The sequence below is a fragment of the Corynebacterium sp. 401_CJEI genome (assembly GCF_001076435.1).
Classification (GTDB): Bacteria; Actinomycetota; Actinomycetes; order Mycobacteriales; family Mycobacteriaceae; genus Corynebacterium; species Corynebacterium jeikeium_D.
The window spans coordinates 1-26157 of record NZ_JVIP01000005.1; the positions used below are offsets into that span (position 1 = coordinate 1).

General features: G+C 58.1%; 22 protein-coding genes and 1 riboswitch. Of the genes, 11 read left to right on the plus strand and 11 right to left on the minus strand.

Annotated features, from left to right (window positions below; genetic code table 11):
- Nucleotides 1-377 precede the first annotated feature (377 nt).
- From ADM64_RS01175 to ADM64_RS01190, 4 genes are all read right to left on the minus strand, one after another.
- Entirely contained in the window at nucleotides 378-1250 is an 873-nt protein-coding gene (locus ADM64_RS01175) for an adenosylcobinamide-GDP ribazoletransferase (protein ID WP_049192930.1), read from the minus strand.
- Nucleotides 1251-1255: 5 nt separating this feature from the next.
- Nucleotides 1256-2293, minus strand: a complete 1038-nt coding sequence (gene cobT, locus ADM64_RS01180) for a nicotinate-nucleotide--dimethylbenzimidazole phosphoribosyltransferase (RefSeq protein ID WP_049190512.1) — start codon at nucleotides 2291-2293, stop codon at nucleotides 1256-1258.
- A gap of 102 nt (nucleotides 2294-2395) precedes the next feature.
- Nucleotides 2396-2989, minus strand: coding sequence for a bifunctional adenosylcobinamide kinase/adenosylcobinamide-phosphate guanylyltransferase (locus tag ADM64_RS01185; RefSeq protein ID WP_049190511.1), 594 nt, complete (start codon nucleotides 2987-2989; stop codon nucleotides 2396-2398).
- 11 nt (nucleotides 2990-3000) lie between these two features.
- Nucleotides 3001-3765 (minus strand): DUF3043 domain-containing protein, encoded by a 765-nt coding sequence (locus ADM64_RS01190; protein WP_016423034.1) that lies wholly within the window; start codon nucleotides 3763-3765, stop codon nucleotides 3001-3003.
- A 309-nt stretch (nucleotides 3766-4074) separates the two neighbouring features.
- Between ADM64_RS01190 and ADM64_RS01195 the strand changes: the two genes are divergently transcribed.
- The gene (locus ADM64_RS01195; RefSeq protein WP_005512007.1) at nucleotides 4075-4416 is read left to right on the plus strand and encodes a HesB/IscA family protein; all 342 of its coding nucleotides are present in this window, start codon (nucleotides 4075-4077) and stop codon (nucleotides 4414-4416) included.
- Between the two features lie 178 nt (nucleotides 4417-4594).
- On the opposite strand, the gene asnB is transcribed toward ADM64_RS01195, so the two are convergent.
- Entirely contained in the window at nucleotides 4595-6520 is a 1926-nt protein-coding gene (gene asnB, locus ADM64_RS01200; protein WP_049192931.1) for an asparagine synthase (glutamine-hydrolyzing), read from the minus strand.
- A gap of 500 nt (nucleotides 6521-7020) precedes the next feature.
- On the opposite strand from asnB, the gene ADM64_RS01205 reads away from it, so the two are divergent.
- Complete coding sequence (locus ADM64_RS01205) at nucleotides 7021-8196, plus strand: cytochrome c oxidase subunit II (RefSeq protein WP_049192932.1); 1176 nt, start codon at nucleotides 7021-7023, stop codon at nucleotides 8194-8196.
- 35 nt (nucleotides 8197-8231) lie between these two features.
- Nucleotides 8232-8678: a cytochrome c oxidase subunit 4 gene (locus ADM64_RS01210; RefSeq protein ID WP_016423031.1), complete on the plus strand. Its 447-nt coding sequence runs from the start codon at nucleotides 8232-8234 to the stop codon at nucleotides 8676-8678.
- Nucleotides 8679-8841: 163 nt separating this feature from the next.
- Here the strand turns inward: ADM64_RS01210 and ADM64_RS01215 are convergent, their stop codons facing one another.
- The 5 genes from ADM64_RS01215 to ADM64_RS01235 form a co-directional block, all read right to left on the minus strand.
- Nucleotides 8842-10569, minus strand: a complete 1728-nt coding sequence (locus ADM64_RS01215) for an ABC-F family ATP-binding cassette domain-containing protein (RefSeq protein ID WP_049192933.1) — start codon at nucleotides 10567-10569, stop codon at nucleotides 8842-8844.
- A gap of 166 nt (nucleotides 10570-10735) precedes the next feature.
- Entirely contained in the window at nucleotides 10736-12364 is a 1629-nt protein-coding gene (locus tag ADM64_RS01220; protein WP_016423029.1) for a cytochrome b, read from the minus strand.
- Nucleotides 12361-13572, minus strand: coding sequence for a ubiquinol-cytochrome c reductase iron-sulfur subunit (locus ADM64_RS01225; protein WP_049170241.1), 1212 nt, complete (start codon nucleotides 13570-13572; stop codon nucleotides 12361-12363). The genes ADM64_RS01220 and ADM64_RS01225 overlap by 4 nt, the downstream gene beginning before the upstream one ends.
- On the minus strand, nucleotides 13569-14459 hold the full coding sequence (locus ADM64_RS01230; RefSeq protein WP_016423027.1) for a c-type cytochrome: 891 nt from the start codon (nucleotides 14457-14459) through the stop codon (nucleotides 13569-13571). Before ADM64_RS01230 ends, ADM64_RS01225 begins: the two co-directional genes overlap by 4 nt.
- A gap of 75 nt (nucleotides 14460-14534) precedes the next feature.
- Nucleotides 14535-15149 carry a cytochrome c oxidase subunit 3 gene (locus tag ADM64_RS01235; protein WP_088611596.1) on the minus strand — a complete coding sequence of 205 codons (615 nt, stop codon included), beginning with the start codon at nucleotides 15147-15149 and terminating at the stop codon, nucleotides 14535-14537.
- Nucleotides 15150-15686: 537 nt separating this feature from the next.
- On the opposite strand from ADM64_RS01235, the gene trpD reads away from it, so the two are divergent.
- The gene (gene trpD / locus ADM64_RS01240) at nucleotides 15687-16754 is read left to right on the plus strand and encodes an anthranilate phosphoribosyltransferase (protein WP_049192934.1); all 1068 of its coding nucleotides are present in this window, start codon (nucleotides 15687-15689) and stop codon (nucleotides 16752-16754) included.
- Here trpD and ADM64_RS01245 read toward each other — a convergent pair.
- Nucleotides 16751-18340, minus strand: coding sequence for a DEDD exonuclease domain-containing protein (locus ADM64_RS01245; protein WP_049192935.1), 1590 nt, complete (start codon nucleotides 18338-18340; stop codon nucleotides 16751-16753). The genes trpD and ADM64_RS01245 overlap by 4 nt on opposite strands.
- Before the next feature lie 413 nt (nucleotides 18341-18753).
- A riboswitch (cyclic di-AMP (ydaO/yuaA leader) is annotated at nucleotides 18754-18896 on the plus strand.
- A 14-nt stretch (nucleotides 18897-18910) separates the two neighbouring features.
- Between ADM64_RS01245 and ADM64_RS01250 the strand changes: the two genes are divergently transcribed.
- The 7 genes from ADM64_RS01250 (at nucleotide 18911) to ADM64_RS01280 (ending at nucleotide 26129) form a co-directional block, all read left to right on the plus strand.
- Nucleotides 18911-19489, plus strand: coding sequence for a C40 family peptidase (locus ADM64_RS01250; RefSeq protein WP_048731217.1), 579 nt, complete (start codon nucleotides 18911-18913; stop codon nucleotides 19487-19489).
- Nucleotides 19490-19835: 346 nt separating this feature from the next.
- Nucleotides 19836-20906, plus strand: coding sequence for an NlpC/P60 family protein (locus ADM64_RS01255; RefSeq protein ID WP_350309571.1), 1071 nt, complete (start codon nucleotides 19836-19838; stop codon nucleotides 20904-20906).
- A 53-nt stretch (nucleotides 20907-20959) separates the two neighbouring features.
- Nucleotides 20960-22114, plus strand: a complete 1155-nt coding sequence (locus ADM64_RS01260) for a glycosyltransferase family 4 protein (protein WP_049192937.1) — start codon at nucleotides 20960-20962, stop codon at nucleotides 22112-22114.
- Nucleotides 22115-22123: 9 nt separating this feature from the next.
- A complete protein-coding gene (locus tag ADM64_RS01265) occupies nucleotides 22124-23137 on the plus strand; it encodes an ROK family glucokinase (RefSeq protein WP_049192938.1) in 1014 nt (337 codons plus the stop codon).
- Nucleotides 23138-23240: 103 nt separating this feature from the next.
- Entirely contained in the window at nucleotides 23241-24032 is a 792-nt protein-coding gene (locus ADM64_RS01270; protein ID WP_038625849.1) for a lysophospholipid acyltransferase family protein, read from the plus strand.
- A 151-nt stretch (nucleotides 24033-24183) separates the two neighbouring features.
- Nucleotides 24184-24675 carry a polyadenylate-specific 3'-exoribonuclease AS gene (locus ADM64_RS01275; RefSeq protein WP_016423018.1) on the plus strand — a complete coding sequence of 164 codons (492 nt, stop codon included), beginning with the start codon at nucleotides 24184-24186 and terminating at the stop codon, nucleotides 24673-24675.
- 68 nt (nucleotides 24676-24743) lie between these two features.
- Nucleotides 24744-26129, plus strand: coding sequence for a class II 3-deoxy-7-phosphoheptulonate synthase (locus ADM64_RS01280; protein ID WP_049182155.1), 1386 nt, complete (start codon nucleotides 24744-24746; stop codon nucleotides 26127-26129).
- Nucleotides 26130-26157 lie beyond the last annotated feature (28 nt).

Below are 26157 nucleotides of genomic sequence, written 5' to 3' on the forward strand. Positions count from 1 at the left end.
GGCCATTTTTGACATAAACGCAGTCAGTAACTCGGATCGACCCACCGCCGCCAGCCATAATCGCAGTCACTAGCCCCTACTGAACCCAAACCCCACTGAACCCAAACCTGGGAGTGCCACCCCAACAAAGAAAAGCGCGCCCCGTGCATCGCTGCGGCGGGACGCGCTTTTTTAATTAGCTGGGAGGCTAGAAGGTGTGCTCGTTCTTGGCGCCCCGGCAAACGGTCGGCGCAAAATAATTTGGGCGAGCCCCGAAACGAGCCTCCTGTACTCCGCCTTCCCGGCGGTGTGCCCTCAGAATACGTCCGCGTCAAAGCGACCGTCAATAGTTCTTTTTAAAGAAAACCCCAACGGGGGCAATGCGCGCATTTTCCCTGCTAGAACCCTATGGCAAGTGCCACGGCACAGACAGCGCACGCTATCTCAATGACTGCACCAAACACGTCGCCGTTGACTCCGCCAAACCTCTTCACGCAATGCCGCGTCAGCAGCAGTGTAACGCCAAAGCTCAGTGCACAAGCGACTACGCCCACGAGCCCAACCACCCAGCCCGACACAGCGAGCAGCAGTATCCACCAGCAGGTCACCGTGACTGTGGACTGAGTACCGGCAGTCAGAGAGCCGAAGCCGCTGTTCGAAAAAGGCGGAAAGCCGCGCCAGCAGGCAGTCGTTGCTGCCGCGCGAGAGGCTACAAAAGGCAAGCACAGCGCAACCACACCAGGCCACATCTGACCAGCAGACCACTGCGACAGCACACTAGCCACAATCACGGCAAAAGCAGTCGTCGTCGTCAACATCGTCAGCACGATGGAGCCCACGCCCATTGGGCCGGTGCTCGGATCGCGCAGCACCTCCCGCGCCCCCTCCGGCGGCTTATACGAGCCGAGGGCATCCGCCACATCCGCCAGCCCATCCAGGTGCATCGCGCGGGTCAACATCTGTGCCGCCACCATAATCAGGGTGCCGCCGAGGATCGGGGTGACGTCGTAAAGCGTGGGCGTGCCTGACGACGACGTTGCGAACAGCGCCGCCGTGATGAGAACTGCACCCGCGGCAGGAACGAGCCCAGCTACTGGCAGTGCGGCGATGGCGCGACGGCCGGTGATGCGGTCGAACACGCTCGCGCCTTTGAAGGGCAGGATGGTGAGCCAGGACAGGGCAGTGGTGATGGCCTCAGCGACGGCATTGCCGTGAGCAGAGGGATCGCCGTCGAGGTTGTCCTGGCGAGACGGGCCGGCTTTGTCGGACAAGTCGATTAGTCCTTGGTGCTTACGCCTGCGTCGGCGAAAGTAGCCATGTTGCGCAGGACCGATACGCCGGACTTGACCAGCGGTAGGGCAGCGACGGCGCCGGAGCCTTCGCCAAGACGCATCCCGTATTCGAGAAGTGGTTCCTTATCCAGGTGTCGAAGGGCAAGCGCGTGCGCGGGCTCTGCCGACTTGTGGCCGGCGACCCACCAATCGCGGGCGCCCGGAGCGAGCTGGTCAGCCAGCAGAGCAGCGGATGTGACAACCACTCCGTCCAAAATCACAGGAGTGCGACGAACCGCTGCTTGCGCCAAGAACGCGGCCATCACGGTCATATCCGGCGAGGAAATACGACGGAGCACCTCAACCGGGTCATTGCGCAGGCGACGCACGCGGAACATGGCATCGCGTACGGCAGCGACCTTGAGCTTCCACCCCTCGTCATCAATGCCAGTGCCTCGGCCGACGACGACCACCGGTTCGGAGTTGGTCACGGCACCAATCAGCGCCGCGGCTGGAGTGGTGTTTCCGATGCCCAGGTCGCCGGCAATGAGCAGGTCAGCGCCTTCATCAACGGCGGCGTCGGCAATCGCGATGCCCGTGCGGATGGCCTTATCGACCTCCTCCTCGCTCATCGCATCCTCGCGGTCGATAGAACCACAGCTGCGACGGATACGGTATGGCCCTTCGGCATCGTGGTCGAGGGAAATGTCCACACCGGTAACAGTGGCTCCCGCGATGTCAGCGATAGCGTTCACGCCGGCACCCTTTGCCTCGATATTGGCAAGCATCTGAATAGACACCTCGGACGGGTACGCGGACACCCCGCCCTGGGCAACACCGTGGTCACCAGCGAAGACATAAACACGACAATCGTCCAGGTCACGCGGAGGGCATTCTCCCTGACACGCCGAAATCCAAATGCCGAGTTCTTCCAACCGGCCAAGTGAGCCTGCGGGTTTAGTCAACTGCTCATGGCGCGCGCGGGCGGCCTGTTCAGTCTCTTCGTCAGGGCGTGCTACCGGTCCAAAATAATCCGCGTTCATACTCTCAAACGCTACCCGAAAACGATTTGTCTACCGACCATTGGTGCACAGCTATTCGCATTGCTAGGCAGACCGTCATAGGGGAAGCGGCGTGGAGTGAATCTAGTTCGCCGCCTTGACTTCCATGGGGCAGCCAGCCACAACTAGGACAACACGATCACAGACAGCTGCGAGCTGTTGGTTGAGAAGGCCAATTTCATCACGGAAAAGCCGCCCTGAGCGGTGTTCGGGAATGACACCGAAGCCCACTTCGGGCGACACAATGAACAGGTCGGAATCTGCGGGGAAGTTGCGCACGGCGTCGACAAGCGAGTGCGTCCACGGCGCGACGCTGCCCCTCGGCGCCTCCCACAGCCCCTGCGCGTCGATGATGTGCGTCAGCCAGGTGCCGACATCGTCCAGCAGCATGCGCCGCTCCGGCGACGCGAGAGCTTCCACCGCATCGACGTCATCAACCGTGTGCCAGGCCACTCCGTGCTCTTTTGCCTGTGCTTGACGACGAATGCGGTGCTCCTCGACCCTGGAGTGAAAATCGCTATCACCGGGCCAGGGCCGTGCTGTTGCGATGTAATGCAACACCGTTGAGGCTGCAGCATCTGAGGCACCGCCGGTTGAGGCTGCGGCGGTGGCCAGCAGCTCGTGCTCAGCCCATGAGGACTTGCCTGAGCGGGCGCCACCGAGAACCAAAGTGCGCATGGCAGATGAGGCTACTTGATTTCGTCGCCGATGTTGACCTGCGGACGCGGAGTACGCAGACGACGCGGCTGAGAAGCGCGGGAGTAAGCGTAGAAGCCCAGTCCCCAGGCCCCTTCGGTGGTCTTCGGGAAGCGCTCACGCGTCAACTTGATGGCACGGCGGCCGATGTAAATGCCCTCGATAATCAGGGCGATGATGAGAACCATCGCGATGAGAGATGCGATGTTGGCCAGCTTCGGCAGGGAAGTGCCAATCATCATAATCAGCAGCAGAATCAGCGCGAACGGGAGGAACACGTTAGCGAGGAAGCGACGGGAATCAACCCAGTCGCGGACAAACTTGCGCTCAGCGCCCTGGTCGCGTGGCAGCATGTAGCGCGGATCGCCGGCGGCCATGCGCTCGTCGGCAATGCGACGCTGCTCACGTCGCTCTGCTCGCTCGCGTGCCTTGGCGGCCTTGAGCTCTTCCTTGGACATGGAAGCCTTGAGCTCCTTGCGGCGCTGGCGAGCTTCCTTAGCGGTCAGCGGCGCCTCGACCGGGCCACGGCGGATGCCGCGTTCGCGCTCAACCTCGTTGCGCTTCGGAGTGGGGCGCCCCTTCTTGGGAGTAAAAGCACCGCTGTGCTTCTTCTCGGGCTGCTGAGACTCCGAAGCGGTGCCCTTGGCCCCGCTGGATGCGGTCGCGTCGGTGGCTACGTCTCCGGCGTTGGTTGCGTCAGCGTTAGCTGCCTCAGCTGCCTTGGACTTTTTGTCATTCTTTTTCCACGGTAGATTCACGACCCCAGATTATAAGGTCTTCAAGGTGCTTCCCTAATTAGGTTGCAGGTTGAGGGGCAGGGACGGGGCAAGGGCGAGGTTTTGGGGATGACCGCCGCAGGGGCAGGCGGGAAGAGTGCGCTTGTGGCGTGGGAAGCCGTGGTGTGGTTGCGATGTGGCGGCAAAAAGAGACTTCCGAAAAAGAGAAAGAAAAAGAGAACCCAGAATTGGGAATTAAAGACTGGTCGGTAAGGTTGTGATAAATAATGACGTAGCCGACCTTGGGGTCGACTCGCATACTTAAACACTTCAACAAGGAGGACACGCGCTATGACTACTGCTCAGAGCACTGGCGTTACCCTGACCGAAGCTGCGGCTGCCAAGGCAAAGGCACTTCTGGACCAAGAAGGTGCCACCGACCTGGCACTGCGTATTTCCGTGGCTCCGGGCGGCTGTGCCGGCCTGCGCTACCAGCTCTACTTCGATGACCGCAGCCTCGACGGCGATGTCGCCGAAGTTTTCGGTGGCGTCAAGCTGGTCGTTGATCGCCAGTCGGTTCCGTACCTGTCCGGTGCCACCATCGACTTCGCTGACACCATTGAACAGCAGGGCTTCACCATCGATAACCCGAATGCCACTGGCTCCTGCGCTTGCGGTGACTCCTTCAACTAAGTCATTAGCTGAGCAGAGCTGTCAGCAGACGCTGTGAAAAGCGTCGGATAGTAAAAGGCTCGGACCTCACTCTTGTTAACTGAGTGAGGTCCGAGCCTTTTCTATTGGTTGCCCCAGCTATGGTGGCAGCCTGCCGGGGCAGGATGGGGTTGAGGCGCGGGGACCGTCGTAAAGCGAGCTAGAGCTCGACGGGGTAGTCGCGCTGCTCGATGTCCGGAGTAATGCGGTCTTCGATGAAGATGCCGTGCCAGACCATGAAAGCAAGGATGGTCCAGAGGCGGCGGGAGTGGTCGCGCTCGGTTGGGTGGTGCTCGGCGAGCATCTTGAGCACGGCGTCCTTATTAATGAACTCATCGGTCTGGGACTCGCGGATGATGTCCTCGGCCCAGCCGTGCAGTTCGTCGCCTGCCAGCCAGTGGCGAATCGGCACCGGGAAGCCCAGTTTGCGGCGGTTGAGCACGTGCTCCGGAACAATCTGCTCCATGGCGCGACGCAGTGCGTACTTGGTGGTGCCGTGAGAAACACGCATGTCCACCGGCAGCGTCTGTGCAACGTCGAAGACCACACGGTCGAGGAACGGCACGCGCAGCTCCAGGGAGTTAGCCATGGTGATCTTGTCCGCCTTGACCAGAATGTCGCCACGCAACCAGGTGAACAGATCCAAGTGCTGCATCCGAGTCACCGGGTCCCAGCCTTCAGACTGCGCGTAAATCGGCGCAGTGACATCGCTGTGGTCCCATTCCTTCTTGGCCCACGGCAGCACTTCCTGCAGCTGCTCAAAGTTAAAGGAACGAGCATTGCCGTAGTAGCGCTGTTCCAGCGGAGTAGTGCCTCGCTGCAGGAGCGACTTGCCGCGCATGCCCTCTGGCAGAGCTTCGCCGACCTTAGCCAGACCGCGCAGCAGGGGAGATGGAACCTTGTCGAACGGCTTCAGCGACAGCGGCTCCTTATAAATGGTGTAACCACCAAAGAGCTCGTCTGCGCCCTCACCGGACAGTACGACCTTAACGTGCTTACGAGCCTCTGCGGCCACGAAGTACAGCGGCACCAGTGCAGGGTCAGCTACCGGGTCATCGAGGTACCACATAATCTTCGGAATCGCCCCGGCGAACTCCTCCGGCGAGACGACCTTCACAATGTGCTCGACGCCAATGGCGGCGGCGGACTCGGCAGCCACATCGACCTCGGAGAAGCCCTCGCGCTCGAAGCCAGTGGTAAACGTCAGCAGGTTCGGGTTGTGGCGCTTAGCCAAAGTTGCAATCGCAGTGGAGTCGATACCGCCCGACAGGAACGAGCCCACCGTGACGTCGGCACGCATATGCTTCTCGACGCTGTCCTCCAGCGCACGGGCAATGCGGTCAAAAACATCCTGTTCAGCGCCCTTAGCCACTGGCTGAATCGGGAAATTCGGCTTGAAGTAGCGGGTCTGCTTAACTTCGCCACCAGGCGTAACGATGGCAGTGCAACCCGACTCCAGACGAACAATGTCAGTGTGCAGCGACTCCGGCTCCGGAACGTACTGCAGATCGACGTAGTGCTCCAGTGCGCGCTTATTCAGCTTCTTCGCATCGATGCCCATCTCCGGCGCAGCTTCGAGCAGGGACTTCTTCTCAGAACCGAAAATTGTGCCACGCTCTGTGGTGGCGTAGTAGAGCGGCTTAATGCCGAACGGATCGCGCGCCAGGAAAAGCTTGCGCTCGACGCTGTCCCAAATGGCAATGCCGAACATGCCGCGCAAGTGCTTTACGACGTCCGCTCCCCAGTGGTGGAACCCAACGACGATAGGTTCACCATCGCCGGAGGTATTAAAGGCATAGCCTTTCTTCTCCAGCTGCTCGCGAAGTTCGACGAAATTGTAGATTTCGCCGTTGAAGGTCATGGAGTAACGATTCGGCTGATTCTCTGGTCCCCACTGCAGCGGTTGGTGGCTGTGGGCAATATCAATAATGGATAGGCGGTTGAAGCCGAAAACTGCGTCCTCATCGTGCCACGTGCCTGCATCGTCAGGGCCGCGGTGCCGCATGCAGGGCAGGGCCCTTTCGACAACGGGAACGAGCTCCGCTGCGTCAGAATTTGCAGCCAGGATTCCGAGAAGACCACACATGCTTCGTGCGCGCACCTTTCGCTTAGTGTCACTTAATGGATTTTCGACGGCTCCGTAGCTAGCGGCTCAGCGCGACTGGTTGTCGCCTTAACCGGTGGCCGTGAAGGACCGCCGCGTGGCTGAGTAGCTGGGTTGAACCCCAGATTGGCGCCACATAGAAATGCTGCACCTACTTTAATGCCTTTTGGGGAAAAGCGAGAATGTCTGAGTTTGCCGTGTCTAGGGCTCGGGGCAAGGTTGCGCGGGACGGTGTGTGCGTCAGCGCGTGGCACAAACACTAAAAAATTCATAGACTTAGGAGCGTCAACAGGGTGTAACTGGTGAGAATGCCACCCCCGATAGGCGGGTCTTTCTCAGTATTTTATTAGGGCAGATATACTCAAAGGCACCCCACAGCCATATTTATTGTGGAGAAAGCTTAAGAATCGACTACTCTGCTTGGGTAGGACGAAACCTTAATCGGTTATCGAAAATTGTGTGGATCAGGAAGGCAGACACACGTGAATCAGCGTAGAAAGTTCGGAGTCGCCCGTAAGCTCGGCGTCCTCGGCGTTGCCACCGGTAGCGCAGCCTTGCTTGCCGGCTGCGATGTTAATCCTCCGGAGAACGGCTTCTTCAAGCTGCTCCGCTTTGGTTGGCCGGAAGGTGTGACCCCGGAAGCACAGTCCATGGGTAACTTCTGGGTTTGGACCTGGGTTGCAGCTTGGATTATCGGCATCATCGTTTGGGGCGTTACCCTTTACTCGATGGCAAACTTCACAGCTAAGAAGGCTGAAAAGAAGGGCAAGGGCGAGTTCCCGCGCCAGACTGCATACAACGTTCCGGTTGAGTTGTCTCTGACCATTCTCCCGATTCTGATCGTGATGACTCTGTTCTTCTTCACGGTTCAGACTCAGGACAAGGTCACTGCCCTGTATAAGGATCCGGAAGTTACCGTCGACGTCACCGGTTTCCAGTGGAACTGGAAGTTCGGTTACGCCAACATTTCCGCTGACCTGATGGGCGGCGAGGAATACAACGGCCGTATTGAGAAGCCGGCTGATGAGCAGTTCTTCACCGAGGGCGGCCACGAGGTTCCGTCCGCTGAGGATCGCGCAAAGCAGAAGGAGCACCCGGTTCACGGACGCTCCAAGGAGAGCCTCGACTACCTGCACTACGACGAGATTGAGACCCTCGGTACCACCGAAGAGGTTCCGGTCCTCGTTGTTCCGGAAGACACTGCAATCCAGTTCGACCTCGCGTCCGCTGACGTGATTCACTCCTTCTGGGTTCCGGAGTTCCTCTTCAAGCGCGACGTGTTCCCGCACCCGGAGGCTAACAAGTCCAACCGTGTCTTCCAGATCGAAAAGATTGACTCGGACAAGATTGCCAACCGACCAGAGGACAACCCGAGCGACAAGGTCAAGAACGCATTCGTTGGCCGTTGTGCCGAGATGTGTGGTACCTACCACGCAATGATGAACTTCGAGATTCGTGCTGTCTCCCGTGAGGCATTCACCGAGTACATCAAGTTCCGCCAGGAGAACCCAGAAGCTACTAACGCTGATGCTCTGAAGCACATCGGTGAGCCGGCATTCGCAGTCTCCACTTCGCCGTTCAACTCCGGTCGTGTCGACACCCGCGACATGGGTGATCGTGGTGCTAACACCATTGACCTGAACGCGACCGCCAAGTAAACCCAGCAAGATTCTTACTTAAAGGAAGTTCTCAAATGAAGTCTGCAGCAAAGCTCTTCTACGGACTTACCGTGTTCCTGGGGTTCATGGCTGTCGTCTACATCTTCGGCACTCAGTACCTCCAGGACACCGGTAACGTCATCAACGAAAGCCAGGGTCGCCTCGAGTGGGCTGGCGCAACCGGCCTGGTCCTCGCAGCTCTGATGACTCTGATGCTCGGTGGATACTTCCACTTCACTGAGCGCCGCTCCGACATCACCCCGGCCGACTTCGAAGAGGCAGAGATTGCCGACGGTGCAGGTACCCTCGGTTTCTTCTCCGCTAGCTCGATTTGGCCGTTCGTGATGACCATGGGCATCCTCCTCATGGGCTACGGCATCGCATTCATGGCCTACTGGCTGATTGTCCTTGGCGCGGTAATTCTGATCGTCTCCGGCACCAAGCTCAACACTCAGTACATCACTCCGCCGGAGAAGCACTAGTCCGAGTGCAATCAGACTGAACCACAGTCGTAGATAACCGAAAAGTCTCTCCCACTAACAAGGGCGTTAGTGGGAGAGACTTTTTTGTTTGGGCGAGTGGGAGGGGATTCCTAACTGGTGTTACCTCGTCGGTTAGGATCTGTAGTCAATATATGATTCCGCATCAAGCGAATTCGACGGGTTTCTGCCCCTTAGGTAGTTCGATGACCTCACCGTCAGTCACCTGCAGATGACGCGCTTCGAGCGAGTTGATCATGCGGTGATCGTGGGTAATCACAATAATTGTGCCCTCTGCAGATGCGATCGCGTCTTGGACCTGCTCGATTAGATCCACACTCAGATGGTTCGTAGGCTCATCGAGCAGCAAGATCTCCGGCGGATTGGCTACGACCAACGCTAACGCCACCCGGCGCTGCTGGCCGATGGAGAGGCTTCCTACCGGTCGATTGGCATCCTCAGGGCTAAGCAATCCAAAGTCGTCGAGAGGCACGCGGGCATTGGGCGCAAGGTCGTACAACTCACGGGCGGACTTCTTTGGGTTTTCCCAGTCTTGTTCCTGAGCCAGCATGGCTACTCGACAGTTCTCGCCGATACGCACCTCGCCAGCCTGCGTCTCAACTTGCCCCATGATCGTCTTAAACAAAGTAGATTTGCCGGCCCCATTAGGGCCGGTGATCACGACCTTGTCGCCGGGACGAATAGTCAGTGAACCAACCCGAATTCGATCTGGGACGACCACACCGCGCATCTTGATGTGAAAATCTTCATCGCTGCCCGAAGCAGCGCGCTTGGTCGGTAGGGGTGCGGTCAACGGGGCATCAAAGCCCAGTAGTGCCGGTGGACGCTCCACACCTTCCTCAATGAGTTCCTCCAGCCGCTGCTTAGCCGAACGCACGCGGCGGGCGATTTGCCGCTCTACACGACCGCCACGGCGGTCATAAGCCATCTTGTTATTGTCCGTCATTTCCCGACCCGGTGAGATCTCACGAGCGCCATTCTCGATGGTGTCTTCCAACCGATTGCGTTCATGCTCCTCCGAGCGCCACTGGTGCTCCCATAGCTCACGCTGGTGGCGACGGTGCTTCGCGTAGTCGGAGTAATTACCACGGAACAGCCCAATACCAGGGCGCCCCGGCACCAAGTCTCCAATTACAGTACAAACGGCATCCAGGAAGTCGCGGTCATGTGTTGCCACCACAACCACTCCAGGGTGGTTCTGGATGGTGTCAATCACGAGCTGGCGACCGCGTTCATCGAGATGGTTGGTGGGCTCGTCGAGAAGCAGAATCTCTGGCTTTCGAATGAGCGTAATCGCGAGCCCCAACCGCGCCCGCTGCCCGCCGGAAATCTCCGTGGTTAGTTGCTCTGTCAGGGGAGCGCCGTCCGGAGCAGAACCGGTCAGGCCGAGATGGTCGAGCACAATCTCCGCATTATGTTCGGCGTTCCAGTCATCGTGAGCCATGACGTCCGAGAAGGCCTTCGAATACGCCTTCTCTGCCGCCTTAGACTCATCTGGGGTCTCTGCTAAGGCCATCGCCTCAGCTGCCTCTTCTAACTCCGCTAAACGACGTTTCGAGGGGCCGAGGGCTTCATCGATAAGCATTTGCACCGTGGAGTCGAAAGGAGCTTCCAGTTCCTGAGAGCCGAGTACACGCGTGCCAATATGAGTCACCGTACCGCTCGTGGGCCGACGACGACCCGACAGCAGCCAAAGAAGAGTGGACTTGCCGGCTCCGTTGTCTCCAACCAGACCGAGGACATCGCCGTCGGAAAGCGTGAGCGAGACATCGCGCAAAACAGGCGTGGCCTCGTAGTCGAAGTTGACACCGTTGGCGACAAGCTGTGTGGCGTTGCTCGAAAGATCGGTGGTGGGGGAGGGACTGGTAGACATATGTCCATTTTAGTACTGGTAAACAGTAGATTTGGTATCCGACATATGTGGGGTCAAGGCGAAATCGGAAGAATCTGGGTAACAAAAACCACCCCGGTCGACATCCGAAGTGGATGCGGACCGGGGTGGTCTTATTTGAGCGCAGTAGAAAACCTACCGCGGAACTTTACTGCTCGAGCTGGCGACGCTCTTCAGCGTTTTGAGCTTCGAGGTCACGGAACATCTGAGCCTGCTGCTCGTGGTTCTCGTGCTCGATACGAGCTGCCTCTTCGGCGATCTCCGGGGAGTCCGGGCTGAAGAAGCTACCGCGACCCGGGCTACCAGCGGCGCCCAGTTCGTTCATGGTCTTCGGGACGTAAGCACCCTGGTACTCGAGCGGAACGGCGTGGCCGTGCTCGTCGACCGGACCCAGTGGCTGGTGGACCTCGATGAAGGAACCATCAGGTAGCTGGTTGATGATGCCCGTCTCGATGCCGTGCTCCAGGACAGCGCGGTCAGAGCGCTGCAGGCCGATGCAGATTCGGTAAGTGACGAAGTAAGCGATCGGAGGCAGGATGATCAGACCGATACGGCCAACCCAGGTCATCACGTTCAGCGAGATCTGGAAGTGGTATGCGATCAGGTCGTTACCACCGGACAGAGTCAGCAGGGTGTAGAAGACCAAAGCCATGGCACCCAGGCCGGAGCGAACCGGCACGTCGCGCGGACGCTGCAGCAGGTTGTGGTGGGCGTTGTCGCCGGTGATCTTCGCCTCGATGAACGGGTAAGCGAAGAGCAGGACAACCAGAACACCACAGAGCAGGGCGACCCAGAAGACTGCCGGGATCGTGTAAGAGCCCAAGTAAAGCTCCCACGGCGGCATGACACGGGCAGCACCGTCAGTCCACAGCATGTAGATATCCGGCTGGGAACCAGCGGAAACCTGCGCCGGGTTGTACGGGCCAAGGTTCCAAATTGCGTTGATCTGGAAGATACCAGCGAATAGCGCCAGGAAGCCGAACGTAATCAGGCCGAAGGAAACGGACTTGACTGCGAAGATCGGGAGAATACGAACGCCGACGACGTTGTTCTCGGTACGACCTGCGCCAGGGAACTGGGTGTGCTTCTGGTACCAGACCAGAGCCAGGTGAGCGGCAATCAGACCCAGCAGCAGGGCCGGGAGAATCAGCACGTGTGCAATGTACAGGCGCGGGATAATCATGTCACCCGGGAAGTCGCCGTTGAACATCATCCAGTGCAGCCAGGTGCCGATAATCGGCAGACCGATGATGATTGCGGACATAATACGCAGACCAACACCGGAAAGCAGGTCGTCCGGCAGGGAGTAACCCATGAAGCCCTCTGCCACGGACAGCAGCAGGAGGATGGAACCGATGACCCAGTTAGCCTCACGCGGCTTGCGGAATGCGCCGGTGAAGAAGATGCGGAACATGTGCGCCATGATGGACACGGCGAACAGCAGAGCACCCCAGTGGTGAATCTGGCGAATGAACAGGCCACCGCGAACCTCGAAGGAGATCTGCAGGGCGGTCTCGTAGGCGCGAGACATCTCGACACCGTTGAGCGGCGCGTAGGCACCGTCGTAAATGACCTTCGACATCGACGGGTCGAAGAACAGAGTCAGGTAAACACCCGAGAAGAGCAGGACTACGAAGGAGTAGAGTGCAATCTCGCCCAGCAGGAAGGACCAGTGGGTAGGGAATACCTTATTGAGCTGCTTACGCATGCCGCCAGACAGGGTGTAGCGGTCATCCATATTCTTAGCAGCGGTTGCTAGTTTCGTTGGATTACTCATGACTGACGCTCCCAGAATGCCGGACCGACGGGCTCAATGAAGTTGCCCTCTGCGTACATGTAGCCTTCTTCGTCAACGCTGATCGGCAGCTCTGGAAGAGCGCGAGCAGCTGGACCGAAGACCGGCTTGCCGTAGTGCAGTGCATCGAACTGCGACTGGTGGCATGGGCAGAGAATACGGTTCGTCTGCTGTTCGTACAGAGAAGTCGGGCAACCGATGTGTGTACAAATCTTCGAGTAGGCGAAGTAGTCGCCGTAGTGGAAGTCTTCCTGACCCTTGCGCAGGATTGCCTTTTCAGCGTCCTGGGAACGCAGACGGATCAGCATGACCGAGTTGCGGGAGCCGTGAATCGAGTGCATGTGTGCCTCGTAGACATCAGCATCCTTGGAGTACTTGTCGCCGTCGTTGACGTCCTCCTCCGGAAGAGGGAAGACGGTCTCCATGGAACCTGCGGACAGGTCCTCTGGGCGGAGGCGAACCAGGCGGGAAACGCCCTTAGTGGTGTAGCCGTGTACGCCCTCTTCAGCGATAGCGCCGGTGTCGCGACCCAGGTAAACCTTGTGGCCCTTCTCGACGAGAGTCCAGCCAGTGGTCCACAGGGTGCCGTCACCAGTGACGTCAACGTCGTGGCGTGGCTTCCACGGGTTCTTAATCATGCCGCCAAGCGGAAGGATCATGCCGATACCAGCCAGGACGGCGCCGGTACCAAGGAGGCCCTTGATAGCGGAGCGACGACCCAGGGTGGAGGTCTGCCAAGAATCGTTCAGCAGGGCAACGATGGTCTTCTGGTCGACCTCTTCGGACGGACCATCGTGGCGGCGCTGAACCGAAATCTCTTCCGGAATGAAGCGCTTGGTGAACTTAACTGCACCAATACCCAGGGTGACGATGCAGCCACCGATGGTGATACCCAGCAGCGGGGTGTACATAGTGTACAGCCACAGACCCTCTTCGCCGTGCCCCTTGTAGTGCCACGGGTAGAACAGGTAGATGGCGATGAATGCCAGGCCAAGAATGACCGACAGTGCCAGCCAGATGGTGACACCACGAGCCGCGCGCTTTTCAGCCGGGTCGTTGGCAATCGGGAAGCGTTCCTTGCGGTAAGCAATGGTCACGTCATCGAGTTCAGCACCCAGACGAGCGAGATCCGCATTGCTCATCTTCGACAGCTCTTCGGAGCTGTACTTCTTGTTTTCGTTATTACTCATCGGCGGGATCCAATCCAAAGAGCGGCCGCTACGAGAGCGACAATGCCTACAATCCACATGACAAGGCCCTCAGCAACTGGGCCGATGCCACCAATGCCCCAACCACCCGGGGTCGGAGTTTCCTTGGCGTTCTTGATGTAGGCGATGATGTCCTTCTTCTCGTCAGCAGACAGCTGGCGGTCAGAGAACTTCGGCATATTCTGCGGGCCGGTCAGCATGGCCTGGTAGATTTCCTGCTCATTTGCAGGATCCAGGACCGGTGCGTACTTACCGCTGGACAGTGCGCCGCCACGACCGGTGAAGTTGTGGCAGGATGCACAGTTCAGGCGGAACAGCTCGGAACCGCGAGCAACGTCAGCCTTGTCAAGCTCACCGTTCGGGCCAGCGTTCTTACCGCGTAGCGACTCCATAGCGATGGAGCCGTCCTCGTCGCGGACGATGCCGGCGCCGCCGCCATTAGCCTGGACGTAGGCTGCGATAGCCAGCGTCTGCTCTTCGGAGTAACGCGGGGTCTTACGTGCTGCCTGAGCCTCGTTGCGGAGCATCGGCATACGACCGGAGTGAACCTGGAAGTAAACCGAGCCTTCGCCGACGCCGATCAGCGACTTGCCGCGGTCCTTAACGCCCTGAAGGTTGGCGCCGTGGCAAGTAATACAAGCAACGTCGTAAAGCTCCTTGCCCTGCTGAATCATTGCGGCTTCATCCTGCTGAGCAGTAGCCGTCTGTGCATCAGGGGTCAGAGCATTAGCGAGGAAGCCCGCGCCGGTGAGGGCGAGAGCCATAGCCATAATGCCGGAGGCAGTACGGCGCATCTTGCGGCGGCCCTTTGACTTCGGGGCCGCAGCCAAGGACGTGGTGTCCTTGGTTTCGGAGGTAGTGTTTTCCATCTTTTTCCCTTTAATACTGTTCGTGGAAAGTGGATGGGCTGTAGGCCGTACTAAACAAAGGACGGCCAATACGGCCTACTGGATGAAGTAGATGGTGATAAACAGGCCAATCCACACGACGTCGACGAAGTGCCAGTAGTACGAGACCACGATGGCAGCAGTGGCCTGTGCCGGGGTGAACTTCGCCTTGGAGGTACGGATAAGCACCACAACGAAAGCCAGCACACCCGCGAGGACGTGGGCTGCGTGGAATCCGGTGGTGATGAAGAAGACCGAACCGTAAATGGAGTTCTGAATGGTCAGACCGTGGCTAACCAGGGTGAAGTACTCGTAAGCCTGGCCGACGAGGAAGATTGCACCCAGGGCGGTAGACAGTGCGTACCACTTACGGAGTGCGAAAACGTCGCCACGCTCGGCCGCGAACACGCCCCACTGGGCAGTGAACGAAGACGACACTAGGATCACGGTGATCAATAGTGCGTACGGGACATTGAGGTGGCCGGTACCCCAATCCCACGAATCGCCCTGGCCGTTCGCGCGTGACACGAAGTACATCGCGAACAGACCGGCGAAGAACATTAATTCCTGAGACAGGAACACAATCGTGCCGACACTGACCATATTCGGTCGGTTTAGTGTCGCAGCACGACGTGGTGCTGTCATACCTTGATTTTCAACTGCGCTCGTCACAACTAACAGTATGTACTGTTCTTAAGGAGTAGTCACGTTGCAACCCCCGTTTTTGTATAAAAATTCCTAAAATCCCAGGTCGCGAGGAAAGGTTTCTGAGAATTTCACTAATTTTTCCCCCTGTTGGGAACTTTCCGGTGTCTTTATCCGACGCGGGTGAATTCGAGGGTTTTGTTGTGCCGAGGTGCGTGGTGTCCATCCCCCTGGACTGCCAAGTTCGCCTCCGGTGAACCTGGGTTAGCGATACTGCGGCATCGGCTGTCGGTTAGTTTATCGCAGGTTCGGCTCTGTTTAATATCGTATTTTTCCAGTTGCCCCAATGGGGGTGAGATTTTCGGTGAACGCAAAAGGTGGACCTGGTGATGCGCTGGATATATGGGGGAGGTATCTTGTCTTATTACGTACAGCACGGTGGGATTTTTTCAACAGCCCTGTGATGTGGTGCGCCTGGTGGGCGGGATAGCCAGCAGAACCTAGGTGCAGTTGTATTAATAAAGTACGAATACAGACTCGACTATCTAGTGGAAGGGAGTGGCGATGAGCGAGATCGGCGATAAGAGGGCGGTCGAAAACTGGCGCCATGTTCTCTCCACGATTGGCGCTGGCCGCGAAGTTTCCGGTGAGGGCATTCGATTCGCCATGGATCAGATCATGTCCGGTGCTTCCGGGGACGTGCAGACCGCAACGTTTGCTTTCGGTCTCCTCGCCAAGGGGATTACGGCTGCCGAGCTCGATGCTGCGGCTGAGGGTATGCTTTCATTTGCCCGCCCAGTTCATGATCCACAGCTCGCCGGTGTTATTGAGCGCGGTGCAGTCGATATCGTCGGCACCGGTGGTGATGGCGCAAATACCGTCAACATCTCCACGATGTCCATGATTGTTATCGCGGCCAGCGGTGTGCCGGTGCTCAAGCACGGTAACCGCGCGGCTTCCTCGAAGTCGGGCGGAGCTGACATGCTGGAGGCCTTTGGCATCGACATTGAGAACGGTCTCGTTACTTCTCCGGAACATCCGGATTTCTACGTGCGCTTCCTCTTTGCCGCTCGCTTTCATCCGGCCATGCGCTTCGCTGGACCGGTGCGTAAGGAGCTAGCGGTTCCGACAGTCTTCAACCTGTTGGGGCCGCTGACGAATCCAGCACGCCCGCAGGCGAGCTTGATTGGCTGTGCCTTCGAAGATCAGATGGAGACGATGGCGGACACCTTCGCCCGCCGTGGTCAGCGCGCGCTGGTGGTTCGCGGAAGCGATGGCCTCGACGAGATTACCGTTACTGGCCCCACCAAGGTCTTTATTGTGGAAAACGGTGGAGTTGCCGAAGATGTCATCGATCCACATGACTATGGCATGGAGTACTCCGAAATTGACGCGCTGCGTGGCGGTGACCCTGCTTACAACGCTGATGTTGCACGTCGCATTTGGGCTGGCGAGCTCGAAGGCCCGATTCGCGATGCAGTCATCCTTAACTCCGCCGCCGCAATCGCCATTTCGCGTGGTCTGAGTGGACGTCCACTAAAGGAAGCTATGGCCGACTCCATTGAAGAGGTCAAGGAAACGCTCCAGTCGGGGCTGTGCTTGGACATCCTTACCGCGGCGATGAAGGGTTAAGGTTCGCGTCGCGCTTCACGACGTGCTTGCTGCGCGTCAATTGCCCACTGAAGGTATTTTCCTGCGCCCAGCCTAGGGTAGGAAAACTCGCCTCCGGTGGGCTTTATTCGTACCTCCGGGCGCTGCAGCCATTTCCAGATAATACTGAGTTCATCAATTGATGCTCCTTTATATAAGGAGTCATCTGGAGTGACTGTTTGGGCCGAACTCTCCATGAGGTCGATGATGTAGTTCATATCCGCGCCACGTGGTGCGGTGCTGGCGCCGGCCAACCTGCCGTAGCGAATTTCCGCTAGATGCCAGCCGCCATTGCCATCGGGGAAAGCGGCTTGCAGAGATGGGATGGCGGCAAGCATGCTCAAACGCTGCTGCTTGTCCAAGCTGATAATGAACTCCGCGGTGCGGTCACGCTGCACTGCCGCGCGTTGGAAGCGGTGTGCTTCGGCAAGTGCTGATATCTCTGCGATCATGTCTGCGATCTCGTCGGCGCCGGTGGTGGAGATCTGGGCGGTTGTCATCGCAAAGTCGTCGTTAAGCGCGGAGAACCTGTCGCGGATGGCAGTAGCGGTGTCGCGCGTGCGGAACGGACCTAGGCTGCGGGCGTCGGTGACTGTCCGGCTAATTTTGGCAGGCCGACCGGGGCTAGTGGGGACGATGTACCAGCCGCGGGTTGGTTCGGTGCGTTGTCGGTTGTAGGGCGGACGGAGTGCAGAAATCAGACGAGCCTCGCGGATTTCTGCAGCGAAGCCGTGCGGGCACTCGATGATCTCGACGCGTTCGGCTAGAGAGACCATTTCCGTAATCTTGCGACGAGAATCAGTGCCGTTGAAATACTGCAGAAGTCTACGTCGCAAATCGAGAGCTGTACCTATATATAAGGGGTCGTCATTTCTTGACCGAAAAACATAGACACCAGGGGTGTGCGGAGCTCCATCGGCAAGGTGCCGTTTAGCACGAATCTCTGGAGCGACGGTGGGCGAGTAGTGTACTAGCTCGGACGCTGTTTGTACTTCATCGCCAGCTAGTCTCTCCATGAGGTAGTGAAGGACGTCGACGGTTGCGATTGCGTCGTCAAGCGCCCGGTGGGTGGGGCGATTCGGAGAACCGACGTACCGTGCGAGCTGTGAGAGCTTGAAACTGCCAACTTGTGAGCGGTCGAGGACGCGACGCGCCAACGTGAGAGTGTCTACGACACTGGGGCTCGGCCAATCTAGGCCCAAATCTGTGCAAGCCTGGCGGAGGAATCCAATATCGAACTTGGCATTATGCGCAACCCAGACGCTTCCCCGGGCAAATTCGAGGAACTGAGTAATAACTGTGCCGAGCTGTGGGGCGGTTTCAACATCGGCGGTAGTGATGCCGGTCAGAGATGTGATGTGGTCAGGGATCTCCATACCGGGGTCGATGAAGCTGGAAAAGGTGCCAATTGTCTTACCGCCACGGGTTTTGATGGCCCCAATTTCAATGATGTGGTCGTTTTTGGCCTTCAATCCGGTCGTTTCCAGGTCTACGACGACAAAGGTGGTGTTGAAAAGAGAATCATCGACGGTGCCTTCGAGAGGGAAGTGCTGTTGTCCTGAATCCACGTCAATAATCCTATTCTGAGCGCTCCTAGTGGTGTTAAAACTGTGAAACTTGAGTAAATTGAGCTGTTGCAAGCTGGAGTGTGACATAAAACACGTTTTGAGCCCGCGATAAAAATGTGTCGACTTTAAGGCGTTAAGTGTAAAGTTCTCGGCGGACTTCAAAATGCCAGGTAGTGACGTGTTTATCAAACTGTTACTATTCCGCTATAGGGGGAGTGTCTAGTTGTAACAGCTTGGTAACGGTTTAGTTCTATCGATGGTAACAACCGGGCCTCGAGCGGTTTTCTGGGCAAACGGCTAGACAAAACTTGATGCCATTTCGTAACCTTATCGAGACATTGAAACGGGGCCACTGAGTTGGTGCCGGTCATTGATAAGAAAACACAGAGCCTTATCGAAGGTCCTGAGGGTCTAAGTAGTGAGAGCCTCAGGGGATTCGAGCCGGGGACCCACCTCGAACCATGGGGTGAATCCCAAAGGGAAATCCCGGAGGGTAGGAAGTCTTCCATTCTTCCGAACCCGTCAGCTAACCCGGTCGGCTAAACAGGAAGATTTTGGAGTTTCAAAACAATGGGCAAGCACCACCGCCGTTCTAACTTTGCACGCAACGCAGTCGCATTTGGCGCAACTGTCGCCGGCGTTACCGCTCTCGCAGTTCCGACCGCTAACGCTAACCCGCTGAACGACATCCAGGGCGCACTGAACGGCTTCGATACCCCGCAGGTTGCAGGTATGCAGGATGTTGTTGGCAAGTTCAACGACATCGCAGGTGAGGTTACCTCCGGCAGCGTTGCAAACGTTGCAGCACCGTCCACTGGTTCGGCTATCGTCTCCGCTGCACGTTCCAAGATCGGTTCCCCGTATGTGTGGGGCGCTACCGGTCCGAACTCTTTCGACTGCTCCGGTCTGACCTCCTGGGCATACCAGCAGGTCGGTAAGTCGATCCCGCGTACCTCCCAGGCGCAGGCTTCCCAGGGTACCGCGGTCTCCAGCCCGGCACTGGGTGACATCGTTTCCTTCTACTCTGGCGCTACCCACGTCGGCATCTTCTCCGGCAACGGCAACGTGATTCACGCTCCGCAGTCCGGCGATGTCGTCAAGGAAGCTCCGATGAACTACATGCCGGTTCACAACTTCGTCCGCTTCTAATCTGTTTGAACGGATGACAACCTGCGGGGCCTTGATACCCCGCAGAGCCTTGGCTCTCTTTTTACCGAGGGGGCACTGAGGCGAGCGCCCGGGTGCTGACGCTATGCGCGTCGTAAAGCACTATAGGGGCGCTCGCCTCATTTTTTGTTTTTCTACTGCGGTTACGCAATGCGTGGAGTCGAAGGGCTATCCTGGTTACTCCCTTTGGATACCCCTTTGCGCTGGCGGTTTGTCGGTGTGTTGTTCCGCGGCAAGGCTGCTACAATTTGCTCGAATGCGTCAAGTGGTTTGATGTTTTGTTTTTCGGGGAAGAAATTTGAATACACAACTTGAAAAGGGTTTGGATTTGTCGCGTCACCGTGTCTCTCGTCGTCGCCACAACTCTCGTCGCGGTGTAGTCGGGCTTACGGTCGTGACTGGGCTAACCTTTGGCGCCGTAGGTTTGGCGCCGATTGCCTCTGCACAGGATGAACAGCCAGCCCCGGATCTGGCTACTGCAGACGGCATTATTGCAGAGCTGGAGAAGATTTCTCGGGATACCGAAGCGGTTTCTGAGGAAGTTACCGAGCTGGATTCCCAGGTTCAGGCCAAGGAAGAGGAACTCCGGCACGCCGAGGGGGAGCTGAAGCACTCTGAGGATCAGGTTCTCCGAGCACAGGATGACCTCAAGGCGCTCTCTGGTGAGATTTCTTACTTCGCGAAGAAGCGGATGCGTGGTGAAATCGTCGACCCATTGTCGGCCGCCCTGGGATCTGCCAGTGCTCAGGACGCTATCGACCGTGCCGGTTACATCAACAAGATGTTCCGCGACAACGATGAAGTTGTCAGCCGTGCGGTGCAAGCCCGCAAGGATGCCGAGGATGGTAAGGCCAATGCGCTGCGTCTGCAGGACGATATCCGCAAGCAGCTCGATGACCTGGCCAAGCGCCGCGATGATTTGGACAAGCGCAGCGCCGAATTTGATGAGCGCGCCGAGCATGTCAAGTCCATGGTTGAATCGCTGAGCCCCGAACAGCGGGAAATTTGGATTTCCAAGAACAACCCAATTACCGAAGGGTTGGACAAACTGCTCGGATCTTCCGCCGCAGTTGATGCCGCTCTGTCGAAGCTGGGCTCCCCGTACTCGTGGGGAGCTGCTGGTCCCTCTGAGTTCGATTGCTCGGGTCTGATGTACTGGGCGTACCAGCAGATTGGTAAGTCCATCCCGCGGACCTCGCAGGCGCAGCTCGCCGGTGGTACTCCGGTGAGCCGCGACCAGCTGCAGCCGGGCGACATCATCGGTTACTACCCGGGAATCACGCACGTGGGCATGTACATCGGCAATGGTCAGATTGTCCATGCTTCCGACTACGGTATTCCAGTCCAGGTCGTTTCCATCGACCAGGGGGGCCCGTACCAAGGCGCTGTCCGCTTCTAACTAGCGGCAGGTGACCTCGCGTCCTTTTAGTCAAGGTAGATAAACTCGGCTCCATGTCTGCGCGCGTACTGCTCATTACGAATGACTTCCCGCCTCGCGATGGTGGAATCGAGTCCTACCTGCGTGATTTCTGTGCTCGTTTGGATCCGGAGAACCTCGTAGTCCTCGCGTCCTCGCGAGCTCCGAAGGAAAAGCTCCGCGCCTACGACGAGTCGCTACCGTACCGTGTTTACCGCATGCGTGATTCCGTGCTGCTGCCACTGCCGCACGTAGCTCGTCGCGCCGCTCAGATTATTCGCACCGAACGCATTGACACCGTATGGTTTGGTGCCGCCGCGCCACTTGGTTTGCTTGCCGACGCATGCCGTCGCGCAGGTGCCACCCGCATCGTTGCTACCACTCACGGACATGAAGTGGGCTGGTCGATGCTGCCTTTGGCCCGCCAGATGCTGAGGCGCATTGGTAAGAGCTCCGATGTTGTGACCTATATTTCCCGCTACACCCGTGGTCGATTTGCGGCAGCCTTTGGTCCGCAAACAGCATTTGAACGCCTGCCTTCCGGTGTCGATATCGAGCGATTTTCTCCGGACCCCGAGGCGGGACAGAAGATCCGGCAGCACCACGGAATCGGTGAGTCTCAGCCGCTTATCGTCTGTATTTCTCGGCTAGTGCGCCGAAAAGGCCAAGATATGCTGATTCGCAGCATGCCTAAGGTTCTTGAGCAGCACCCGGATGCCAGGTTGCTGATCGTGGGTGTTGGTCCGTTGAACCGAGAATTGAAAAAGCTGGCAGTAAAGCTCGGGGTCTCCGAGCAGGTCATTTTTGCCGGCAAGGTCTCTTATGATGACCTCCCCGCCTATTACAATGCGGCCAGCATTTTTGCCATGCCCGCCCGAACCCGCGGACGTGGCCTCGATGTAGAAGGCCTCGGCATTGTCTACTTGGAAGCACAGGCCTGCGGTGTCCCTGTCATAGCTGGCAAGTCTGGTGGCGCCCCGGAGACAGTTATCGATGGCGAAACTGGCATCGTTGTCGACGGGGCCTCGAAGCGCAGCGTCGCCACCGGGCTGGTTGAGATTTTGGATAATCCGGAGCGCGCGGCGGCGATGGGAGCCTGTGGTCGGGAGCATGTTGTGCAGTCGTGGACCTGGGAGGTCATGGCTGCTCGGGCTCGCCGAATTCTCCGAACCTGCGCAATCCCTTTATAATCAACTGTTATGTCCACCGATATTCCGATTCATCCGAGCTCAGACGAGTCCGACGCCGCTGATCGCCCGGCTATCGGTTTTGATATTGGTGGAACAAACCTGCGCGCTGCAGTGGTCAGCGCTGATGGGCAGGTGCTGTATCGAGTTCAGACTAGTTCTGACGGCAGTGTGGATGCCATTGAACGTGGCATTGTCCAGACATCCGAGCGCTTGGTTGAACGCTTTCCAGATGTCAGCGCCATCGGTTTAGCTGTAGCTGGTTTTTTGGATTCTGACCGCCAGACGGTTCGTTTTGCCCCGCATCTGCCGTGGCGCGATGCGAACGTCGTCAAGCGTTTATCCTTGCTTCTCCCATGTCCGCTGCAGCTTGAGCACGATGCCAACTCGGCCGCCTGGGGTGAGTATCGCTTTGGTGCGGCTCGCGGTGCGGATAATTGGGTGCTGTTTGCGCTGGGTACGGGAATCGGCGGCGCGATGATGCAGGGTGGTGAGATTTACCGTGGCGCGTACGGCACGGCGCCGGAATTCGGCCACCTCACCGTTGTGCCGGATGGTCGTCCTTGCTCCTGCGGAAAGCGTGGTTGCTTGGAGCGTTACTGCTCGGGTACGGCGTTGGTTACCACCGCTCAGGAACTCTCTGGATCCGGTCGCTACTTCTCGCGGCTTACCGACGGGCTCGTGGCCGGCTCGGTAACTGGTACCGATGTCGTCTCGGCTGCTCGCCAGGGGGATGAATTGGCTCTAGCTGCGATTGATGACTTTGCTACCTGGCTGGGGCGTGGCCTGTCGATGGTGGGCGATGTCTTTGATCCGGAATTGATTGTTATCGGTGGCGGTGTTGCCTCGGCGTCTGATCTATACCTGGACAAGGCCAAGGCCGAGTTTGCCCGCAATCTCACCGGTACTGGCTATCGTCCGGTAGCGGATGTGCGGGTCGCTGAACTAGGTGCGGATGCTGGGTTGATCGGTGCGGCGGATATTGCGCGCAGCGTTGTGGCTGCCGAGGGTGCGGCATCGTCGTAAAGCGTCAATTGGGGGGATTGCAGGGGAATTCGCCCGCGAAAAGGTGGGGGAATGGCTGCGGAGATGGATCGCCGGGCCACGTGAACCTGTATAGTTTTAAACTGTGAATAATCGCTGGTACAAGTTCTTTAAGTACATCCTCATTGGCCCTTGGCTGCGGATTTATAATCGCCCGTATTACATCGGTGGTGAGAAGATTCCTCAGGAAGGTCCAGCGCTGATGGCGTCGAACCACCTTGCTGTGATGGATCACTTTTTCTTCCCACTGGTCTGCCGCCGTCAGCTGACGTTCCTGGCGAAGGCAGAGTACTTCACCACGCCGGGCTTTGTCGGCGGTATTCAGAAGTTCTTCTTCTCCTCGGTGGGGCAGGTGCCGATTGACCGTACCTCTGGTGATGCAGCCCGCGATGCGCTGAATGCAGGCTTGAAGGTGCTGTCACGCGGTGATCTGCTGGGCATTTCTTTGGAGGGCACTCGTAGTCCGGATGGTCGACTGTACCGCGGGAAAACCGGTGCGGCACGTGTAGCACTGGAGGCCGGTGTGCCGGTGTTCCCAATGGCGATGATTGATACGGAGAAGGCCAACCCGATTGGCTCGTGGATTCCTCGTCCGGTGAAGGTGGGCACGATTATCGGCGATCCGATTGATCCGTCGGAGTACAAAGCCAAGTACAGCGATGAGTATGAAGCGGCCAGGGCACTGACGGATGACCTGATTAAGGAAATTCAGAAGCTTTCGGGTCAGGAATATGTCGATGCCTATGCGACTGATGTGAAGAAGTCCTTGGAGGCCGGCAACGGCTATCCAGCGGGAACCGAGCCGGGGGGAGAGCTGACTTTTCCGGCTCCGGGGCCGAAGCCGACCCCTCGTCGCTGGTTCCGACGCGCTCGCTAGAATAATAAGGCGCAGATAGTTTTCGCGACAGTGGGGCTGCACACTTCCTAAGGCGATTCGGTGCATGGGGAAGATTTGCTCGGTAGGGCTCCGCGGTCTTTTGGTCGCGAGGTAGCCGACGCGAGGCCGAGGCTGGAGAGGATTCCACACCGTGCGTTATTTTTATGACACCGAGTTTATTGAAGACGGCAAGACTATTGATCTTGTCTCCATCGGTGTCGTAGCTGAGGACGGCCGCGAGTACTACGCGGTGTCTACCGAGTTCAACGAGAGCAAGGCTGGGCCGTGGGTGCGGGCCAATGTGCTCAATCAGCTGCCCAATCCCTCATCTCCGCTGTGGAAGAACCGGGACACGATCCGCGAGGAACTGCTGGCATTTTTCACCGAACCCGGTACGGGCAGTCCAGAGCTGTGGGCCTGGGTAGGCGCCTACGACCATATTGCGTTGGTGCAGCTTTGGGGCGATATGACCAAGCTGCCGCAGTTCATGCCGCGCTATACCCGTGAACTCAAGCAGTACTGGGAGATGGCGGGCAAGCCACGGTTACCAAAACAGACTGCAGGTAAGCACGATGCGCTGGCAGATGCCCAGCACAATCTGCTGAAGTTTCAAAAGATTGCCCAGAAGTTGCCGCTTGATTAAGCAGCGGAATGCGAATATTTGGTGACCTGACTAACACCCTTCTGGCAGGGGCACTACAATGAACTTCTGTGAGTTGGACTATTGATCTCCCTGTAGATGACCTGCCCGATCTGCCACCGCTTCCCGGCGACATGGCTGAGCGCTTTGCTGATGTCGTATCCCGCCAAGCCCTACAGCAGCCAAGCTGGGATGCCCGCGCCGCTGCTAACGTGCGTCGCATTCTCGAATCGGTGCCGCCAATTGTGGTCGCGCCTGAGGTTCGTAAGCTTCGTCAGGAGCTTGCCGACGTCGCTAATGGTAAGGCCTTCCTGCTGCAGGGCGGTGATTGTGCGGAGACCTTTGAGTCCAATACTGAGCCGCACATTCGCGCCAATGTGAAGACCTTGCTGCAGATGGCCGTTGTGCTGACCTACGGCGCATCCACCCCGGTTGTAAAGATGGCTCGTATCGCTGGTCAGTACGCTAAGCCGCGCTCGAAGGACATCGACGGCGACGGCTTGCTTAGCTACCGCGGCGACATGGTCAACGGCGTTGAGCCGACTGAAGAAGCTCGAGTTCACGACCCAGCTCGAATGGTGCGTGCTTACGCCAATGCGTCTGCGGCGATGAACCTGGTACGTGCACTGACAGGTTCGGGCACCGCTGACCTGCATCGTCTGCACGAGTGGAACCGTGAGTTCGTCAGCAACTCGCCGGCTGGTGCCCGCTACGAGGACCTGGCACGCGAGATTGATCACGCACTGCGGTTCATGGCTGCCTGTGGTGTTGCGGACTCGAACCTGCAGACCGCGCAAATTTACTGCTCGCATGAGGCACTGGTTGTTGACTACGAGCGCGCTATGCTGCGCCTGTCTGAAAACGATGGCAATCAGGAGCTGTTCAACCTCTCCGCGCATCAGCTGTGGATTGGTGAGCGCACCCGTGGTATTGAGGACTTCCACATCAACCTGGCTGCCATGATTGGCAACCCCGTCGGTGTGAAGATTGGCCCGACCACCACGCCGGAGGAGGCTGTCGCTTACGCCGACAAGCTCGACCCGTTCTTCCAGCCTGGTCGCCTGACCCTGACTTCGCGTCTGGGCAATGACAAGGTTCGCTCCGTGCTGCCTCCCATCGTTGAGGCTGTGGAAGCTTCTGGTCATAAGGTCATTTGGCAGTGCGATCCGATGCACGGCAACACTTACTCGGCCTCCAATGGTTACAAGACCCGCCACTTCGACCGCATTGTCGACGAAGTTCAGGGCTTCTTCGAGGTGCACCGCTCGATCGGCTCGCACCCGGGTGGTATCCACGTGGAGCTGACCGGCGAAGATGTCACTGAGTGCCTCGGTGGCGCGCAGGACATTTCCGATGTCGATCTGCCAGGCCGTTACGCATCCGCCTGCGACCCGCGTTTGAACACTCAGCAGTCGCTGGAGCTGGCCTTCCTGGTTGCCGAGATGCTGCGCAACTAGTTGCAACCAGCTCAGCTAGGTACAACTA

Bases quoted from the DNA above. Each gene is read 5' to 3' on its own strand.
- cobT (WP_049190512.1), bottom strand. From the start codon at position 2,293: ATGAACGCGGATTATTTTGGACCGGTAGCACGCCCTGACGAAGAGACT.
- ADM64_RS01185 (WP_049190511.1), bottom strand. From the start codon at position 2,989: ATGCGCACTTTGGTTCTCGGTGGCGCCCGCTCAGGCAAGTCCTCATGG.
- ADM64_RS01195 (WP_005512007.1), top strand. From the start codon at position 4,075: ATGACTACTGCTCAGAGCACTGGCGTTACCCTGACCGAAGCTGCGGCT.
- asnB (WP_049192931.1), bottom strand. From the start codon at position 6,520: ATGTGTGGTCTTCTCGGAATCCTGGCTGCAAATTCTGACGCAGCGGAG.
- ADM64_RS01210 (WP_016423031.1), top strand. From the start codon at position 8,232: ATGAAGTCTGCAGCAAAGCTCTTCTACGGACTTACCGTGTTCCTGGGG.
- ADM64_RS01215 (WP_049192933.1), bottom strand. From the start codon at position 10,569: ATGTCTACCAGTCCCTCCCCCACCACCGATCTTTCGAGCAACGCCACA.
- ADM64_RS01220 (WP_016423029.1), bottom strand. From the start codon at position 12,364: ATGAGTAATCCAACGAAACTAGCAACCGCTGCTAAGAATATGGATGAC.
- ADM64_RS01225 (WP_049170241.1), bottom strand. From the start codon at position 13,572: ATGAGTAATAACGAAAACAAGAAGTACAGCTCCGAAGAGCTGTCGAAG.
- ADM64_RS01230 (WP_016423027.1), bottom strand. From the start codon at position 14,459: ATGGAAAACACTACCTCCGAAACCAAGGACACCACGTCCTTGGCTGCG.
- trpD (WP_049192934.1), top strand. From the start codon at position 15,687: ATGAGCGAGATCGGCGATAAGAGGGCGGTCGAAAACTGGCGCCATGTT.
- ADM64_RS01250 (WP_048731217.1), top strand. From the start codon at position 18,911: ATGGGCAAGCACCACCGCCGTTCTAACTTTGCACGCAACGCAGTCGCA.
- ADM64_RS01260 (WP_049192937.1), top strand. From the start codon at position 20,960: ATGTCTGCGCGCGTACTGCTCATTACGAATGACTTCCCGCCTCGCGAT.
- ADM64_RS01265 (WP_049192938.1), top strand. From the start codon at position 22,124: ATGTCCACCGATATTCCGATTCATCCGAGCTCAGACGAGTCCGACGCC.